Annotated in this window: 15 protein-coding genes and 1 pseudogene; 8 read left to right on the plus strand and 8 right to left on the minus strand. The window is 61.4% G+C overall.

The window, feature by feature from the left end:
• Nucleotides 1-96: 96 nt before the first annotated feature.
• A complete protein-coding gene (locus tag J3P75_RS17215; RefSeq protein WP_434707570.1) occupies nt 97-870 on the minus strand; it encodes a tellurite resistance TerB family protein in 774 nt (257 codons plus the stop codon).
• 257 nt (nt 871-1,127) lie between these two features.
• Here J3P75_RS17215 and pcsA point away from each other — a divergent pair, with 257 nt between their 5' ends.
• Nucleotides 1,128-1,850 (plus strand): phosphatidylcholine synthase, encoded by a 723-nt coding sequence (gene pcsA, locus J3P75_RS17220; RefSeq protein WP_093102565.1) that lies wholly within the window; start codon nt 1,128-1,130, stop codon nt 1,848-1,850.
• A gap of 653 nt (nt 1,851-2,503) precedes the next feature.
• On the opposite strand, the gene J3P75_RS17225 is transcribed toward pcsA, so the two are convergent.
• On the minus strand, nt 2,504-3,316 hold the full coding sequence (locus J3P75_RS17225; RefSeq protein ID WP_434707571.1) for a class I SAM-dependent methyltransferase: 813 nt from the start codon (nt 3,314-3,316) through the stop codon (nt 2,504-2,506).
• Between the two features lie 246 nt (nt 3,317-3,562).
• On the opposite strand from J3P75_RS17225, the gene J3P75_RS17230 reads away from it, so the two are divergent.
• Complete coding sequence (locus tag J3P75_RS17230) at nt 3,563-4,024, plus strand: GNAT family N-acetyltransferase (RefSeq protein WP_434707572.1); 462 nt, start codon at nt 3,563-3,565, stop codon at nt 4,022-4,024.
• 17 nt (nt 4,025-4,041) lie between these two features.
• Here the strand turns inward: J3P75_RS17230 and J3P75_RS17235 are convergent, their stop codons facing one another.
• The 3 genes and pseudogenes from J3P75_RS17235 to J3P75_RS17245 form a co-directional block, all read right to left on the minus strand.
• On the minus strand, nt 4,042-5,253 hold the full coding sequence (locus J3P75_RS17235) for a cytochrome c biogenesis protein DipZ (protein ID WP_434707573.1): 1,212 nt from the start codon (nt 5,251-5,253) through the stop codon (nt 4,042-4,044).
• A 183-nt stretch (nt 5,254-5,436) separates the two neighbouring features.
• Nucleotides 5,437-5,670: pseudogene (locus J3P75_RS17240) on the minus strand (hypothetical protein); the annotation flags it as partial.
• Nucleotides 5,671-5,699: 29 nt separating this feature from the next.
• The gene (locus J3P75_RS17245; RefSeq protein WP_203421600.1) at nt 5,700-5,963 is read right to left on the minus strand and encodes a DUF2790 domain-containing protein; all 264 of its coding nucleotides are present in this window, start codon (nt 5,961-5,963) and stop codon (nt 5,700-5,702) included.
• Nucleotides 5,964-6,259: 296 nt separating this feature from the next.
• Between J3P75_RS17245 and J3P75_RS17250 the strand changes: the two genes are divergently transcribed.
• The 4 genes from J3P75_RS17250 to J3P75_RS17265 all read left to right on the plus strand — a co-directional run bounded on the left by J3P75_RS17250 (nt 6,260) and on the right by J3P75_RS17265 (nt 11,758).
• Entirely contained in the window at nt 6,260-7,000 is a 741-nt protein-coding gene (locus J3P75_RS17250; RefSeq protein ID WP_090282763.1) for a response regulator, read from the plus strand.
• A complete protein-coding gene (locus tag J3P75_RS17255) occupies nt 6,997-8,304 on the plus strand; it encodes an ATP-binding protein (RefSeq protein WP_434707574.1) in 1,308 nt (435 codons plus the stop codon). The genes J3P75_RS17250 and J3P75_RS17255 overlap by 4 nt, the downstream gene beginning before the upstream one ends.
• A 249-nt stretch (nt 8,305-8,553) precedes the next feature.
• Nucleotides 8,554-10,734: a hypothetical protein gene (locus J3P75_RS17260; protein WP_434707575.1), complete on the plus strand. Its 2,181-nt coding sequence runs from the start codon at nt 8,554-8,556 to the stop codon at nt 10,732-10,734.
• The gene (locus tag J3P75_RS17265) at nt 10,721-11,758 is read left to right on the plus strand and encodes an NAD(P)/FAD-dependent oxidoreductase (RefSeq protein WP_434707576.1); all 1,038 of its coding nucleotides are present in this window, start codon (nt 10,721-10,723) and stop codon (nt 11,756-11,758) included. The genes J3P75_RS17260 and J3P75_RS17265 overlap by 14 nt, the downstream gene beginning before the upstream one ends.
• A gap of 1 nt (nt 11,759) precedes the next feature.
• Here J3P75_RS17265 and J3P75_RS17270 read toward each other — a convergent pair whose 3' ends face one another.
• Nucleotides 11,760-12,512, minus strand: coding sequence for an HvfC family RiPP maturation protein (locus J3P75_RS17270; protein WP_434707577.1), 753 nt, complete (start codon nt 12,510-12,512; stop codon nt 11,760-11,762).
• Entirely contained in the window at nt 12,505-13,338 is an 834-nt protein-coding gene (locus J3P75_RS17275; RefSeq protein WP_434707578.1) for an HvfB family MNIO-type RiPP peptide maturase, read from the minus strand. Before J3P75_RS17275 ends, J3P75_RS17270 begins: the two co-directional genes overlap by 8 nt.
• Nucleotides 13,339-13,747: 409 nt before the next feature.
• Here J3P75_RS17275 and J3P75_RS17280 point away from each other — a divergent pair, with 409 nt between their 5' ends.
• Complete coding sequence (locus tag J3P75_RS17280) at nt 13,748-14,794, plus strand: class I SAM-dependent methyltransferase (RefSeq protein WP_434711327.1); 1,047 nt, start codon at nt 13,748-13,750, stop codon at nt 14,792-14,794.
• Nucleotides 14,795-14,845: 51 nt separating this feature from the next.
• A complete protein-coding gene (locus tag J3P75_RS17285) occupies nt 14,846-15,685 on the plus strand; it encodes an NAD-dependent protein deacetylase (protein ID WP_434707579.1) in 840 nt (279 codons plus the stop codon).
• Between the two features lie 224 nt (nt 15,686-15,909).
• On the opposite strand, the gene J3P75_RS17290 is transcribed toward J3P75_RS17285, so the two are convergent.
• On the minus strand, nt 15,910-16,791 hold the full coding sequence (locus tag J3P75_RS17290) for a LysR substrate-binding domain-containing protein (RefSeq protein ID WP_434707580.1): 882 nt from the start codon (nt 16,789-16,791) through the stop codon (nt 15,910-15,912).
• Nucleotides 16,792-16,814 lie beyond the last annotated feature (23 nt).

Below are 16,814 nucleotides of genomic sequence, written 5' to 3' on the forward strand. Positions count from 1 at the left end.
AGCGATGCGCCGTGAGAAAAATTCAATCGAGCTGAAAAAGCCCCTGACGGATGGAACGCCAAGGGCTTTGATTGTCCGCAGGTTTTGCCTTATTGCTCATGCCCGAGCTTTGGCCTGCGCTTCGAGGTGCACCTGCAAATCGGGATTGATATTCAGGGCGGCGGCGAGCTCGTCGAGGTAGCGGCGCTCGGCGTCCTGCTGGTCGTCTACGAGGATTACGCTGAGCAAATACATTTCAGCGGCCACGGCTTTATCGCCCTTTGCTGCCTGCGCAACTTCGTTCAAATCCAGCGGCTTGGAGATTTCATCAGCGAACCATTGCTGCAATTGTCGATCATCTGTGCAATTGCTGATCTGCTGGTCAATCATCTGCTTTTCCCGAGCATCAATTTCACCGTCAGCCTTGGCCGCCGCGATCAACGCACGCAACACCGCGTGGCTATGCTCTTCGATTTGCGGGTCGGCGAGCAGATCGGCCGTTTGCGGAATCTGTTGCGGCGCCGTACTGGCCTGGCTGCGTTGCCAGGCCTGATAAGCCTGATACGCCATCATCCCCAGCGATGCCAGTGCGGCGTAATTAGTGCCGCCAGAACGACTGCGACTGCCGCCCCCCAGCGCCCCGCCCAAAGCACCGCCCAACCCGCCACCGCCACCGCCACCGCCACCGCCGAGCAAGCCTCCGAGCAAACCGCCCAACCCGCCGAGCCCGCCGGATGCCGCCGCGCCAGCGCCACCGGCCTGACCGCCGCCCAACAGCCCGCCCAGCAAACCACCGAGCCCACCCAGACCATCCCCGGCAGACGCGCCCGTGGAGGGTCGCGCCGAGGCCTGGCCCCGCAACAACTGTTCAAGCAAATCACTGGTGTTCATGACGTCATCCTCAGGCGTTGGCCGTGACTGCGTCAGGCAACGATAGACCCCGCCAGCCATAGCGCCAGCACCGTTTGGCTGACACACGACGTCTGGCCACGCCAGTCGAGGAATTTTTTCACCGCCCGGCTAAGATTGATGGTGCGTGAACCTTATCCCGGCCAAACCGGTCGATAGCTGCAACCCGCCCCGGTTTGCCGGCGCCCTGCTACCCGCGGGCGACCCCCGGCCAGCTGCATTTTCTGGAGAACGCTCCCGTGATATCGACCATACACATCGCCAGGCTCAAAGCATGGGGCGCCCATGGTTTTACCGCGACTGGCGTGGTCACCGCATTCCTGGCGACCCTCGCCCTGCTGGAAAACCAGCCGACCCACTGCCTGATGTGGCTGGGCGTGGCGCTGATCGTCGACGGCCTCGACGGCGCACTGGCGCGCAAGGTCAACGTGCAATCGGTGCTACCGAGCTTCGACGGCTCGATCCTCGACCTGGTGATCGATTACCTGACGTACGTGTTCATCCCGGCGCTGTTCATCTATCGCTACATCCCCTTGCCTGACTACACCTTGCTGCTGACGGTATCGCTGATTCTGGTGTCGTCGCTGTTCTGCTTCTGCAACGTCAACATGAAAAGCAAAGACAACTACTTCGTCGGCTTCCCGGCCGCCTGGAACGTGGTTGCGCTGTGCCTGTACATCATCGGCCCGGGACCGTGGATCACCTTTCTTACAGTGATCGGCCTGGCACTGCTGACCGTCACCCGGATGAAATTCCTGCATCCGTTCCGCGTCCGCCGGTTCATGCCGATCAACATCGCCGTCACTGCGATATGGCTGCTGTGCAGCCTTTCGCTGGTGCTTAACCATCCACAGATCAACCCGATGGTTATGGGTGTCTGGCTGCTGATGTCGGCTTATTTCCTGGGGATCTGCATCTGGCGCACGGCGCTGGAATGGGTTGATCGGGGGCAGGTGAAATAGGCGAACGCGTTAGAGAATGGTCGGCTGTAAGGTCGCCATCGCTTGCAGGCAAGCTCCCACAGGGGACGAGTACAACCATCAGGCCGAGTGTCAGATCGCCTGTTTTGCGACGTTGAAGATCAAAGGCCCCTCACCCTAGCCCTCTCCCGGAGGGAGAGGGAACTGACCGTGGTGGATGTGAGAGATACGGCGACATGCGATATCGAGTCGAGCTCAGGATTTGAACAGCCCATAGATCGGCTCCCTCTCCAGGGGGAGAGGGCTGGGGTGAGGGGCGAATCCACCGAAAATCCCAAGCCATGCGCCGCTTCTCACCACTCAACAATGAGCGTTAGCTCGAGTGCTCTTGATCTTGATCTTGCGTCACCGGCGACATCGGAAGGCTGAGCGGAGGGATTGATCCGGGCGTGGGAGCGCAGCGACCGTCTGGCGCAGCCAGACACAGCGGAAGGAGGTGCAGCGAAGCAAACCGTAGCCGCTGCGCCCGGATCAGTCCCGGAGCGAAGGAACCCGAGCCTGCGAGGGCCGAACGCAGGAGCAAGCCTTTTTGGGTACTTTTTCGGCGTCTGGAAAAAGTGCCTCGCCGTAAGGGCGAAACCGCCAGCCGCAGCACCCGAAGCAACGGATATGCCCCCAATCAAACCAGAAAAAAATCAACGCTTGCCAATCACCACCTCAAGATACTCACTCGGCACCACCAACGATCCCTCCCCCGCACGATTCAACCGCTCAAGCAACTCCGTAAGATCCACCTCCAGCGCCTCCCCGCCCTCCGGCGGCAACACCGCAAAAGCCTTGTGCACCGGCCCATACCAATGGCGAAAAATATCAATGAAATGCGCCGCCGAACGATAGCGAAAATTGAAATGCCGGCGCGTCACCTCAACCACAAAATCCTGATCAACAAAATGCGTATGCAACCACGCCTCCGTGCCCCAGTTCGACGGCGGTTGCGCCCCGGCCGGCGGTGGCAGATGCCGGCCAAGCACCTTGAACATCTGCCCCACGAAACCGCCCGGCGTCCAGTTGGCCAGACCAATCCGCCCGCCACGCCGACAAACCCTGCCCAACTCCGCCGCTGCCTGAGCCTGATCCGGCGCAAACATCACCCCGAACGTCGACAACACCGCGTCGTAACTCTCGTCAGCGAACGGCAACGCCTCGGCATCAGCCACTTGAAACGTCACATCCAGATGCTCGGCCCGCGCCCGATCCTGCCCGCGTTCCAACAATGCCGGAACATAGTCGGTTGAAGTCACCAGACACCCACGCCGCGCCGCCGCCAGCGTGGCATTGCCATTGCCAGCAGCGACGTCCAGCACCTGCTCATCGCAACGCAGATCGCAGGCCTCGGCGAGGTTCTCACCGACGATCTGCAACGTGGTGCCGATCAAGGCGTAATCGCCACTGGCCCACGCCACTTTCTGGCGTTCTTTGAGGGCAGTCAGATCAATCGGGGTACTCATGCTTTGGTGCTCCGCTACACAGTGACTGAGGCATCAAACAGGGGGCGGATCCTTGGCAACGCCCTGCCAGTTTCACTATCGCGCTACGGCTGATCGGCGTCCCTGCCAATCGTCTGCCGAGCCCCGAAAATCGGGCGTTTGCCGATGAATGGTGGCAATCTGTCAAGCGCTTGAAACACCTCGACGATTGCCTGCAAGGAAAGATTGGTCTTTCATGCACGCTCAATTCAGGAAAGGACTCGACCGATGCCTCAGCACCTCGCCTGGCTAGCCGATCACCTGCACCACAGCGACCGCTATGCCGAATGGATTCACAGCCAGTTCTCCTACGAATACGCTCACCAGCCACTCGCTGATTGGCAACGCGAATTCGCTGCTGGGCAAAGCAATGGTGACTGGCCTTGCCTCTTGGCGCTCGACAATGAGCAGTTGATCGGCGGCGCCGCCCTCGCTCGTGCCGACCTCGCCCAGCGGCCTGATCTCGGACCTTGGCTGGCCTGTGTTTTCGTCAGCCCCGACGCTCGCGGCCAGGGATTGGCGGAACGCTTGATTGAATCGATCTGTCAGGAAGCGAAGGATCGCGGCTGGCCACGTCTGTACCTGCATACGCAAACCAGGCGGGACTACTACGCCAAACGCGGCTGGCAAGTACTTGAAAACTTTCAAGCCTGGGGAAACGAACAATGGCTCATGGTCCGCGACCTCTGAGCCATTGGTTTCGCTGATCAGGCTGCCGGCGCTTTGGCCTCCTCCAGCAGTTGCCTGATCATCTGCTCCTGCGCCTCGTAGCGACCTTCACCGAAGTGGGTGTAACGCACCTGCCCCTTGGCGTCGATCAGATAATGCGCCGGCCAGTACTGGTTATCGAAGTTGCGCCAGATCGTGTAGTTGTTGTCGATCGCCACCGGGTAGGTGATGCCGAGCTCTTTCACCTGGTCCTTGACGTTGTCGATGATCCGCTCGTAGCCGTACTCCGGCGTATGAACTCCGATCACCACCAGGCCGTCCTTTTCGTATTTCTTCGCCCAGTCCTTCACGTAAGGCAGGGTGTGCTGGCAGTTGATGCAGTCGTAGGTCCAGAAGTCCACCAGCACCACTTTGCCGCGCAAGGATTCGCTGGTCAGCTCGGGCGAGTTCAGCCATTGCACCGCGCCCGTCAGCGGCGGCATCACGCCTTTGCCCTCCTCCATCGGCGAGTCCGCGCGGACCTTGGTGACGAGGTAGTCGACGACTTTCGGCACGTTCTCCAGCACGCTTTTTTCCACGCTGGCCACGCCCTCGGAGGAGATGTTCGCCAGCAGGGTTTTATCGAAACCCGTGGCAATGACCGCAGCCGCACCCAGCACCGCGACACCGGCACCGCGACGCAACCAACCGGTAAACGGGATCGATGGTTTCAAGCGGTTGACCAGACCCCGTCCGGCGAAGATCAGCAGGCCCAGCGACAAGGCACTGCCGGCGCCATAAGCGAGCAACAGCAGGCTGGTCTGCGCATTCGCACCTTGCAGCATGGCGCCAGTGAGAATCACGCCGAGGATTGGCCCGGCGCAGGGCGCCCACAGCAGCCCGGTGGCGACACCGAGCATGATCGAGCCCAACGGCCCGGCCTTGTCTTGTGCCTGCGGGTCGAGACGGTTGCCGAGCATTACGAAGGGACGCGTCAGCCAGTCGCCGATGCGCGCCGAGATCAGCGACAAGGCGAACACGCTCATCACGATCAACGCGACGTGGCGTCCGGTGTTGCTGGCCTGAATCACCCACTCGCTGCTGACCACCGCCAGGCTGGAGATCAGCGCGAACGTCAGGGCCATGCCGCCGAGGGTGAGCAGGATCGAAGTGCGGCTACGCTGCGCACCGGCAAACAGAAACGGCACCACCGGCAGGATGCAGGGGCTGAGCACGGTCAGCAGACCGCCGAGAAACGCGATGAGGTACATGGTGAGTTACCTTTTCCATATGACGGTGATGAGCAATCAGGCGCTCTGGCTTTGCAGCCATTGACCCTGTGGCGTGCGGCTGGCGCCGTTCTCGGCGAACATCTGGCCCAGCGGTGTGCGACTGGAACCGTCCGCGGCGAACATCTGGCCCAGCGGTGTGCGGCTCGAACCGTCCGCGGCGAACATCTGGCCCAGCGGTGTGCGGCTGGAACCGTCCGCAGCAAACATCTGGCCCAGCGGTGTGCGACTGGCGCCGTCCGCGGCGAGCAAGCCGTCGGTGCCTTGCCTGGCCACCGGGGTCAGCTGGAAACAGGTGCTGCTGTGGCAGCCAGGCTGTTCAACCGCAGCGTTGGCATGGGCGGCTACGCCGGCCAGGGAAAAAGCGATGGCAGTCAGAAAGCGCGATACGTTGTTCATGATGTTTACCTTCCAGAAAGAGTGATGGATCAGTTGTCGTTGTTGCAGCCGTCAGCGAATTTGCTGTAATCGAGCACGCGGGTGGTGCCGGCCGAATCGAGGTAGGTCATACGCGCTTCGACGATGCCGCAGGCCACCGAGTTGTCCTGTTCCAGCGAGATCACTTGGTGGATATCCAGGTGGGTGCCGTAGGTGTAGGTTTGCGGGGCGGCAGCGGCTTCGGCACGGGCCGACAGAGTGCAGATGTTCAAAGCGGCAAACAGGCAGGCGGCGACGACGGATTTGTTGTTCATGGTGATAGTCCTCAGGGCTTTAATGGGTTTGGGCCGAGGCGTTCTGCGTTTGCCTCGATGGAACCTATTTAAAGCCCCCGAGGTATCGCGTCTGTGTCAGGAACAGGCGCGTTTCAATCGCTGTGTATCCCTGTCACCGGGCGATACACAGCGATACAAAACCGCGGAAAAAACCCGTTTTTGCGTTTACGTGTATCTGTCGACACGGCAGATACACTGCAATACAAAGGCTGGCAGGCGCGCCGGTGCAGGCGCTATAGACTGCATCGCATTCCCCTTCTGAGAGGCTTGTACCCATGGAACATGTCGATCACATTCTCATCGTCGACGACGACCGCGAGATCCGTGAGCTGGTGGGCAACTACCTGAAGAAAAACGGTCTGCGCACGACAGTCGTCGCCGATGGCCGACAGATGCGCAGCTTCCTCGAAGCCAACACTGTCGACCTGATCGTCCTCGATATCATGATGCCCGGCGACGATGGCCTGCAGCTGTGTCGGGAATTGCGCGTGGGCAAACACAAGGCCACGCCGGTGTTGATGCTGACCGCGCGCAACGATGAAACCGACCGCATCATCGGCCTGGAAATGGGCGCCGACGACTACCTGACCAAACCCTTCGCCGCGCGCGAACTGCTGGCGCGAATCAACGCGGTGCTGCGCCGCACGCGCATGCTGCCGCCGAATCTGGTGGTGACTGAAGCCGGTCGGCTGCTCGCCTTTGGCCGTTGGCAACTGGACACCTCGGCCCGGCATCTGCTGGACACCGACGGCACCATGGTCGCCCTCAGCGGCGCCGAATATCGCTTGCTGCGGGTGTTCCTCGATCATCCGCAACGGGTGCTTAGCCGTGATCAACTGCTCAACCTGACCCAGGGACGCGATGCCGACCTGTTCGACCGTTCCATTGATTTGCTGGTCAGCCGTTTGCGCCAGCGTCTGCTCGATGACGCGCGCGAACCGGCGTACATCAAGACCGTGCGTAGCGAGGGTTATGTGTTTTCGCTGCCGGTGGAGATTCTCGGGGCACCGGCGTGACCCTCAACGTGCACTGGCCACGCACCCTCGCGTCGCGCCTGTCGCTGATTTTCCTGATCGGCCTGATCCTCGCCCAGGCGCTGTCGTTTGGCGCGCAGTATTACGAGCGCTACGAAAGCTCGAAAAACACCATGCTGGGCAATCTGCAAACCGACGTTTCCACCTCGGTTGCGATCCTTGATCGGCTGCCTGCCGAAGAACGTCCGGCGTGGCTCACACGCCTGGCGCGCAAGAACTACGGCTACCTGTTGAGCGAAGGTGATTCGGGCACACCGATCGATGCCCGTGATGTGCCGGTGGCGGTGACCTCGATCACCGAGGCCATCGGTGCGCGCTATCCGCTGACCTTCACCGACATTCCCGGGCCGCGCCAACACTTTCAGGGCCATCTGCGTCTGAGCGACGGCAGCCCGCTGACCATCGACGTGCGCCCGGCCATGGCCCCGCTGTCGCCGTGGTTGCCGGGGGTACTGCTCGGCCAGTTGGCGCTGATGATCGCCTGCACATGGCTGGCGGTGCGCATCGCGATCCGGCCGCTGACCCGCCTGGCCAACGCCGTGGAAACCCTCGACCCCAACGCTCATCCGATCAAACTCGATGAATCAGGCCCGAACGAAGTGGTCTACGCGGCGCGTGCCTTCAACACCATGCAGGCGCGCATCGCCGCCTACCTGAAAGAGCGCATGCAACTGCTGGCGGCAATTTCCCACGACCTGCAAACACCCATCACCCGGATGAAACTGCGCGCCGAGTTCATGGACGACTGCGCCGAAAAAGACAAACTGTGCAACGACCTCAGCGAGATGGAACATCTGGTGCGCGAAGGCGTGGCCTATGCGCGCAGCGTGCATGGCGCGACCGAAGAGAGCCGGCGCACCAACATGGATTCCTTCCTCGAAAGCCTGGTGTTCGACTATCAGGACATGGGCAAACAGGTGCAACTGACCGGCCACAGCGCAGCGGTCATCGACACCCGCCCGCACGCCCTGCGCCGGGTGCTGGTGAACCTCACCGACAATGCGTTGAAGTTCGCCGGGGCTGCTGAAGTCCAGGTCGCGGCAGATAACGCCAGTCTGAGGATCAGCGTGCTCGATCGCGGCCCGGGCATCGCCGAAACCGAACTGACGCAAGTGCTGCAGCCGTTTTACCGGGTCGAGAACTCGCGTAATCGGGATACCGGCGGTACGGGTTTGGGCCTGGCCATTGCTCAGCAACTGGCGATGGCGCTGGGTGGCACGCTGGCCTTGAGTAACCGTGAGGGCGGGGGGTTGTGTGCGCAACTGAAGTTGCCGTTATCTGCGTAAAACGTTGAACCGTGTTTGTTTAAACACTGCCGGCCGCGGTATCTGCTTGCCTGCATGACCAAGCGCAAATGCCTACACCTTTTGCAGACGCGACCGACTGTTGCTTTGTCGCCGCTGCGCCTATCGTTTTCTGGCTGTCGCAATAACCACGAATCGAATGTCCCACCGGTCGCCACTGTCAGATCTGCCAGTGGCGACCGGTGCCAGACTGCGGTTCCATAAGGTTCAGCTTGTCCTGTCGAGGCGCAAATGACTCTGCTCGAATCGGTTACTCAGTTATGCACGCGACTGGCCCCTGGCGGCTGGCATTCGCTGATGCTGGCCCATGGGCTTGATCTGCTCGCCGATCCTTTGGCGGCCGAGCTGGCCAAACCTCTGACCATTGACCGCTCATTGCCGGGGTTCGCCGACTTCGCCGTGGCAGGTGACCGCGCCATCGAAGCCGGCGCACCGGCGCGCAGCCTGCTGTTTCACGCCCTGGCTTCGCCGCAGGTCATCAGCGACGCAACCGGGCAACCGTTGCAGTTGTTTCCTACCCCTGCCGAAATCGAGACAGTGCTCGATTATGTCTTCAGCATCAACCCGCCGACACTTGGCAGTCTGCGTGAAAAGGCCCGAGGCGCACCGTTGGCGCTGGCCGTGTTCGCCAGCGAATATCGTTGCGCCGTTGACACCGTGCACGGTCGGCACGCCGACCTGTGCTTCTCGCGTACCGGTATCGCCCGCGTGGGTACCGGGCCCGCGCGCTACGACGCCAGGCTGCGCAGTTTTCTACCCTTCGACGATGCTGATCCGCACGGCATTCGCGTGATGCCGGTGCGCTACAGCGCATACATTGCGGTGCAGCTCAAGGGCGATGCCGAACGCTTCGGCCCGATGGACCTGCAAGCGGACATCGACCCGCAGCTGGATTTCTGGGTGCCGTTGCACAAGCTGTTCAATGGCTCGCAATGTCTGCAAGGCCAGCATCTCACGGTGGCACTGGACAACCACCAGATCAACGAAAAGCTGCGCCATATCCATTTGCGCCACAGCGGCACCGGCTGGCAGGAGCCGCAGATCAGCCAGCCGCCTTTCGTGGTCAGCGAGCATCTGGCGCACTGGGCCGCAGATGCCGATAGCGGCCCCGGCCTGTTGCTGCCTGATGCCCGCGCAAGGCTGGTCGAGCCGGTCGAGTTTCAGGGGCAAGCTTTATCTTTCGTGATGCCGGCCAACACGGGCGGCATGGTGCACGGACGACATCGGGTCGCGGCGGATGGCAGCATCGATGACCTCAATAATTACGCTGATGTCGAGGAACGGGTGCGTCAGGGTGGCTATCGCGCCCTCCATTACCAGGACGGTACTGCCGACGGTTGGGTGCGGGCACGTTGCCCGGTGCTGGTAAACCATCTGCCATCGGTGGCGGCCTACTCGGTGATCGGCCCTCCGGATTTCTACCCGCTGTGCAGCCAACGCCACTTGATGCACTGGGCAGAGGCTGAGCCAACGTTTGCCAACAGCGACATCTGGCATGCCCGACTGGAGGCGCTGAGCAATGTTCGCTACTGTGCCAATCTGCAACTGCGCGACCAGTTGTTTTCGCCCGAAGATCGCGGGATCAGCGCCATCGTCGCCCTGGTCGATCAAGCCGGCGCTGAACAGAACGCAGCGTTATCCGGCCCACCGCGCACGACTTCACTGCCTGATGGCGCTGCCGGCGTGTTCGGCCCGGGCTGGGAGGTCGGCTGGGTCCGTGAACAGACTCCGGAGAAACAGTGGATCAACATTCTCGCCGGTTACCAGATGGCCAGCCCGTTTCCCGAGGATGCAAAAATCTGCGCAGCGCTGGGCTCATTCTGGCCCGGAGTGGCCCCGGATTCAGCGCGAATTTTCGAACCCCGTTCGTCCTTGCATAGCATCATCCCACTGACCGACGAGGAAATCGGCGTGGGCAGTTCGGTGGCCTGGGATAATCAACGCGGCCCGCAATTGCTCACGCAGGACCAACGTCTGATCGTCGAGTACCACGCCTACGCTCATGCTGATTACACGCAAGTGGCGCTCGATGGCCGGTTTTCCCTGTGCCTGACCGGGCGCACCGCGCAATCGGCATATCAGCAACGGGTGCTGGCGATGTATCGCGTGTACAGCGTGCTTGGCGCCGCCAGTGACAAGCAACTGCGTAACGCCTGGCCGCTGTTGTCGCTGAATGACGTGCAACGACCGAATGCCGAACTGGACATCGCGCAGGAGCAATCCGGCCGGGTTCTCGAGGGTTCGGTTCAGCGTTTTTTGCTTTACAGGCGAGGTGCCGTGCAAATTGCCCAAAGTGATTTCAGGCTCCGCCATGTCGACGTAGAGGAGTTGGTGATCCTGTTGTTGAGCGCCGACGCTATCCTGATCAAACGCGAGGATCAGCCCTGGCAGATCGCCGATGAATCGATATGACGTGGTGATCGTCGGCGCCGGACCTGCGGGTTGTGCGGCCGCAATCAGCTGTGCCCGGCTTGGTTTGCATGTGGCCTTGATCGAAGGTCAGCCATTCCCACGCTTTCGCCCGGGTGAAAGTCTGCATCCGGGCATTGAACCGCTGTTCGAACAACTGGGTGTCGCCGAACAGCTATGTGGTCCCACAGCAGTACGCTTCGAGGGTCACTGGCTGCATTGGAACGGCGCGCCGCGCTTTGAGGCTTTTGGTGGCGATGACGGCGATAAATGGCGCGGTTTTCACATTGAACGGGCGCATCTGGATGCGACGCTGTTGGCTCAGGCCATCGCCATTGGCGTGGAAATCAGGCAGCCGTGCCGGGCGCGACGGGTACTGACTCAGTCCAATCGAGTCATCGGCGTAGACACGGACCTTGGCAGTCTTCGCGCACAATACGTGATCGACGCCAGCGGCGCCCGCGGATGGCTGCAACGCCAACTCGGCCTGCCGATGCTTCGGTGTTCGCCACCACTGGTGGCGCATTACGGTTACTCGCAAGGGCGCGGCGACGCACATACCGAAACTGCATGCCTCCAGGCCGAGCCTGATGGCTGGACATGGATTGCTCAGGTCAGCGATCAAACGCTGCACTGGACACATCTGTCGTTCGAAAAGCATTCCAGAAACCCGTCGTCATCGAGGGTTCCGAAAGCATTGCGAGCAATGCCAACCCTAGGCATTGCTCGCGGCGCCGATGTGAGCTGGCGCATCACTCGGGCCTGCTCCGGTGCCGGCTATTTTCTGGTTGGCGATGCGGCCAGCCAACTCGACCCGGCATCTTCCCACGGTGTACTCAAAGCATTGCTCAGCGGCATTCAAGCCGCTCAGGTCGTGGCGGACAGCCTGCACCGGCCTGCCCTGCAAATGCCTGCGCGAATGCAGTACCGCCAATGGCTGAACGGCTGGTTTACCCAGGACATGCTGCAATTACGCGAGTTTTATCGGCGGCATCCGCATCCGCCGTCCTGGCTGTTTGCCGACTGATTCAAACCTCACTGCCAAGCACGCCATCTTCGCGCAACTGCCGCAATAACTGCGATCCGTTGTTCAGAAACGTAATATCCGCGACCACTCCCGCCTCCACAGCCAAGGCGTGTAAGTGCTCGCTACCATTGAGGACGGGATACTCGCCAATTCGCTGCAACAAGCGCAAGGCCAACGGGCTCAGCTGGGAAAACTTCACGCTGAAATCTTCGGTGCGGCGCACCAGCAACAGGGTCGGTTGTGTCGGTGGCGTATCGGGCTGGTTATGCGGGTCGAGTTCATGCACCGGCCAGACATACGCCAACGGCCAGGCCAATGCTGAAACCCGCAGCGGGCGCCGCAACAGCAGTGCCGGATCCGTAAACGGCAACGCGGGCGCATCGGATTGCTGCAGAACCATCTCCACCCATTCGTAATGCGCCAGTTCCAGCAGAAACGCCGGCCACTGCCCTTGTTGCAAAACCTGCGGTTGCGCCGCCAGATAATCGATAAATTCCCCGGCGATCTCAGCGAACTTCGGCGTCTGCGCGCGCCAGTCACGCAAAAAGCCACGCACCAGCAAGCGCCAGCGTGGTTCGCCGATGATCCGGATCAATACCGGAAAGGTTCCGCTCAACAATTGCGAGACGTTGTTGAACACCAGATCACGATAAACCTCGACGCGCGCCGCGTTCATGTCGGCGGGTGGTGTCTGGTGTTCGGGGTCACGCAGGTAGCGGGTCAGCGCCTGTTGTTGCTGTTGCAGGTTATCCATGAGGGCGCCCTCCTGCTTGCAGGTGGCGAATGGTCTGCAATTCGGCCACCAGTTCGGCAAAGGCTGGAAAATTGAAATCCCGCTCCAGCAAAGTCGGCTGCGCACCGAATCGCGCATAGGCCTGCGCCAGCAATGTCCATACCACAGGTTTTACCGAAGCTCCGTGGGTGTCGATCTTCAGTGTGTCGGACTGGTCGAAATGCCCCGCGACGTGAATGCCCACCACCCTCCCCGGTTCGATACCCGCAATAAACATCTGCGGATCAAAGCCGTGATTGACCGAATTGACGTAAACGTTATTCACGTCCAGCAGCAGATCGCAATCGGCCTCGCGCAGCACAGCGTTGGTGAACGTCACTTCGTCCATTTCCTGGCGCGGGGCGGCGTAATAGGAAACATTTTCTACCGCCAGACGCCGGCCGAGAATGTCCTGCGCCTGACGAATGCGCGCGGCGACGTGATACACCGCTTCTTCGGTAAAGGGCAGCGGCAGCAGGTCGTAAAGGTGACCGTCATCGCTGCAGTAGCTCAGGTGTTCGCTGTACAGCGGCACGTTGTAATGGTCGAGAAACACCCGCAATTCCTGCAGGAAACCGACATCCAGCGGCGCCGGGGCACCGAGCGACAGCGACAAGCCGTGGCAGGACAACGGATAGCGCTCGGCCAATTCTCCCAGCGCCGCGCCGTGCGCCCCGCCAACGCCGATCCAGTTTTCCGGCGCGACTTCAAGAAAGTCGAAACTGCCAGGGCGGGCGTTTCGCAGATCGTTGAGCAGACCACGGCGCAGGCCGAGGCCGACGCTGGGTGGCAGGGATGAAAGCGGCATGTGCACGGCCTCTGTTGTGGATTTTCCCCAGTTGACGCGCTGGCTGTATCACGGCTGTGTGCAACTGAGCGCAGGTTTGCAAGCGTGTGTATCGCTCGGTGGCCGGAATACACAAAGATACAGCTCGATTGCGCATCCATTGTGGGAGCGAGCCTGCTCGCGAATGCGGTTTATCATTCAACATCTTCACTGTCTGATTCAGCGCTTTCGCGAGCAGGCTCGCTCAGGTTTTTCCGCGCTCACAAAGTCGGCGCCACTCGCTGAGCGCGGCTAGACTGTTTCATTACCCAGTCGAGGGGGACGCAGGACTTCTGTCGTGCCCTGCCCGTTTCCGCGACCACCGCCCGGTGGCGCACGCCTCGACCTTCGACGCCGCCGGACTGTGATCCTGTTTTCAGGAGCACACATGATGGACGAGGCGAAGCTCAACCAATTCATGGGCAAACTGGTAAACGACATGGGCGGCGCGGCGATGCTGGCCAATGTCATCGTCGGCGAAGAACTCGGGCTGTACCGGGCGATGGCCGACAGTCAGCCGATCAGTGCCGATGCCCTTGCGGCAAAAACCACCTGCAATCCACGGCTGGTCCGCGAATGGCTCAGCGCCCACGCGGCGTCCGGCTACATGGAGCATCAGGACGGGCAGTTCCGTCTGCCGGAAGAACAGGCGCTGGCCCTGGCCGTCGAGGACTCGCCGGTTTACGTGGCTGGCGGCCTCGGCGTCGTGGCGTCGTTTTTCCACGACAAGGACAAATTGGTCAAAGCCATGCGCGGCAATGGCGCCCTGCCCTGGGGCGACCACCATCCGTGCATGTTCAGCGGCACCGAACGTTTCTTTCGCCCGGGCTACAAGGGCCATCTGATCGCCGAATGGTTGCCCGCGCTGGACGGCGTGGTGGCCAAGCTGGAAGAAGGCGCGAAAGTCGCCGACATCGGCTGCGGTCACGGCGCCTCGACGGTAATCATGGCGCAAGCGTTTCCCAACTCGCGTTTCGTCGGCTACGACTATCACGCGCCATCCATCAGCGTCGCCACCCAGCGCGCCGAGGAAGGCGGCGTCAGTAGTCGGGCGAAGTTCTTTCAGGGTTCGGCCAAAGGCTATCCCGGCGATGACTACGACCTGATCTGCTATTTCGACTGCCTGCACGATATGGGCGACCCGGTCGGTGCCGCACGTCACGCCTATGCAGCGCTGAAGGATGACGGCACGGTGTTGCTGGTCGAGCCGTTCGCCAACGACACCCTGGACGACAATATCAATCCGGTGGGACGACTGTTTTATGCGGCGTCGACCTTTATCTGCACGCCCAACTCGTTATCGCAGGAAGTCGGCCTGGGCCTCGGTGCGCAAGCAGGCGAAATGCGCCTGCGCAAGGTCTTCACTGAAGCCGGGTTCAAGCAGTTCCGCCGGGCCAGCCAAACACCGTTCAACCTGATTCTGGAGGTGCGCAAGTAACCCGCGCGGGTCGTGCTAACCTGCTGGCAACGTCTTTTCGGAGCGCTGACCATGCTCGACAGCCCGACCCGCGAACACCTCGACACCCTGCAACAACTGATGGCCGACGGCGATTTTCTGGTACTGACCGGCGCCGGCATCAGCACGCCGTCGGGCATTCCCGACTACCGCGACAGCGACGGTGTACGCCGTGGCCGGCAGCCGATGATGTATCAGGAGTTTCTTGCCGCCCCGGAATCACGCCGGCGTTATTGGGCGCGGGCGATGCTGGGCTGGCCGCGAGTGCGCCAGGCGCGACCGAATGCAGCGCACGAGGCCTTGGCCGGTTTGCAGCGCCAGGGGTTGATCAGCGACTTGATCACGCAGAACGTCGACACCCTGCACGATCAGGCCGGCAGTCGTGATGTGATCGAACTGCACGGCAGCCTGCATCGGGTGCTGTGCCTGGACTGCGGCCAGCGCAGTGAGCGCGATGCGATTCAGCAGTTGATGGAGCAGCAAAATCCCTATCTGGCCGGCGTCGATGCGGTGCAGGCGCCTGATGGCGACACCCTGCTCGACCCCGCCTTCGAAGCACGCTTCCAGGTACCCCACTGCCCGCGTTGCGCGGGAGAGCGGATGAAGCCGGACGTGGTGTTTTTCGGTGAAAACGTCGCACAGCACACCGCGGCACGGGCGATGAAAGCCGCAGAAACTGCCGGCGGCATGCTGGTGGTCGGGTCTTCGTTGATGGCTTATTCGGCGTTTCGTTTGTGCCGGGTGATGGCTGATCGTGGCCGGCCGCTGATTGCGATCAACCTGGGCAAGACCCGGGCGGATGAGTTGCTGGATGTGAAGATCGAGGCTTCGTGTGAGCGGTTGTTGCCTTTGTTGGCGCTGGCGCTGGAATGATGAGCGTGTGGAATAAGTGTTCGGCTTGACATCGGCCCCCTCACCCTAGCCCTCTCCCGAGGGAGAGGGGACCGAATGGGGGATGTTCAAGGTCTGTAGCGAGATGAACGTCTTGCTGTGAATCGGTAATCGACTCGGTTTTGCAGGTCGATGCGGGACGCAAGACAACCCGATCGGCTCCCTCTCCCTCCGGGAGAGGGCTGGGGTGGGGTCACCATCGACTGTTACCGCAAATCTTCAGCCTTGAAAATATCGAACAACGCCTGCGCCGCCGCCGACAGTTCATTGTCCGGTTCAGTCAGCACGCCAATGGCGCGCTCCACCGAATCATTCAGCGTCAGGCACTGCGCGCCGAGTTCCTGCATCTGTTCGGCGCACAACGCCGGCACTGCGCTGACGCCCAGCCCGCTCGCCACCATCCGCCCGACCGTCGCCAACTGATGACTCTCGAATTCCACCGGCAACTTCTTGCCCCGCGCCTGCAAGTGTTCCTCGAGCATCACCCGCACCGTCGATGGCCGCTGCAAGGTGATGAACGGTTCCTGCAACAACGTTTGCCAGTCGATCTCGGTGCGCTGCGCCAAAGGCGAATCCTTCGGCACCACGGCAACGAAGCGATCCATGTACAACGGGGTGAACGTCAGCGAAGTGCTCTGCATCGGCTCGAACGCCACGCCCAGTTCAACCTGGCGGTCACGGACCATTTCCAGCACTTGCTCGTTGATCACGTCGTTCACCGTGACGTTGACGTTCGGATAACGCGCGCGAAAGGTTTTCAGGATCGGCGGCAACAGGTTGCCGGCAAACGACGGCATCGCCGCCAGCGTCACCCGCCCGCGTTGCAGGCTGAAGCGCTGGCGCATTTCGTCTTCGGCGTTGTCCCAATCGGCGATCAGACGCCGGGCCAGTGGCAGCAGCGACTCGCCTTCTGCAGTCAGTGCCACGTTGCGTGTGTTGCGGCTGAACAAACGGCCACCCAGGCCCTCCTCCAGCGCTTTGATGGTCAGGCTCAAGGCCGACTGCGACAGGTGCAAGCGCTCGCAGGCCACAGCGAAACTCAGGCTCTTGGCCACGGCGAGAAAAGCGCGGATCTGTTTGATGGTCATGGTCGCTGCGCTCCAGCTCTAAG

Origin of the sequence: Pseudomonas sp. R1-1 (assembly GCF_051132135.1) — a bacterium.
Lineage (GTDB): Bacteria > Pseudomonadota > Gammaproteobacteria > Pseudomonadales > Pseudomonadaceae > Aquipseudomonas.

Excerpts from the sequence above, each read along its gene's own strand:
- J3P75_RS17275 (WP_434707578.1), bottom strand. The coding sequence starts at position 13,338 with ATGCCGCTTTCATCCCTGCCACCCAGCGTCGGCCTCGGCCTGCGCCGT.
- J3P75_RS17270 (WP_434707577.1), bottom strand. The coding sequence starts at position 12,512 with ATGGATAACCTGCAACAGCAACAACAGGCGCTGACCCGCTACCTGCGT.
- J3P75_RS17280 (WP_434711327.1), top strand. The coding sequence starts at position 13,748 with ATGGACGAGGCGAAGCTCAACCAATTCATGGGCAAACTGGTAAACGAC.
- J3P75_RS17245 (WP_203421600.1), bottom strand. The coding sequence starts at position 5,963 with ATGAACAACAAATCCGTCGTCGCCGCCTGCCTGTTTGCCGCTTTGAAC.
- J3P75_RS17235 (WP_434707573.1), bottom strand. The coding sequence starts at position 5,253 with ATGTACCTCATCGCGTTTCTCGGCGGTCTGCTGACCGTGCTCAGCCCC.
- J3P75_RS17285 (WP_434707579.1), top strand. The coding sequence starts at position 14,846 with ATGCTCGACAGCCCGACCCGCGAACACCTCGACACCCTGCAACAACTG.
- J3P75_RS17250 (WP_090282763.1), top strand. The coding sequence starts at position 6,260 with ATGGAACATGTCGATCACATTCTCATCGTCGACGACGACCGCGAGATC.
- J3P75_RS17225 (WP_434707571.1), bottom strand. The coding sequence starts at position 3,316 with ATGAGTACCCCGATTGATCTGACTGCCCTCAAAGAACGCCAGAAAGTG.
- J3P75_RS17215 (WP_434707570.1), bottom strand. The coding sequence starts at position 870 with ATGAACACCAGTGATTTGCTTGAACAGTTGTTGCGGGGCCAGGCCTCG.
- J3P75_RS17265 (WP_434707576.1), top strand. The coding sequence starts at position 10,721 with ATGAATCGATATGACGTGGTGATCGTCGGCGCCGGACCTGCGGGTTGT.
- J3P75_RS17290 (WP_434707580.1), bottom strand. The coding sequence starts at position 16,791 with ATGACCATCAAACAGATCCGCGCTTTTCTCGCCGTGGCCAAGAGCCTG.
- J3P75_RS17260 (WP_434707575.1), top strand. The coding sequence starts at position 8,554 with ATGACTCTGCTCGAATCGGTTACTCAGTTATGCACGCGACTGGCCCCT.
- J3P75_RS17230 (WP_434707572.1), top strand. The coding sequence starts at position 3,563 with ATGCCTCAGCACCTCGCCTGGCTAGCCGATCACCTGCACCACAGCGAC.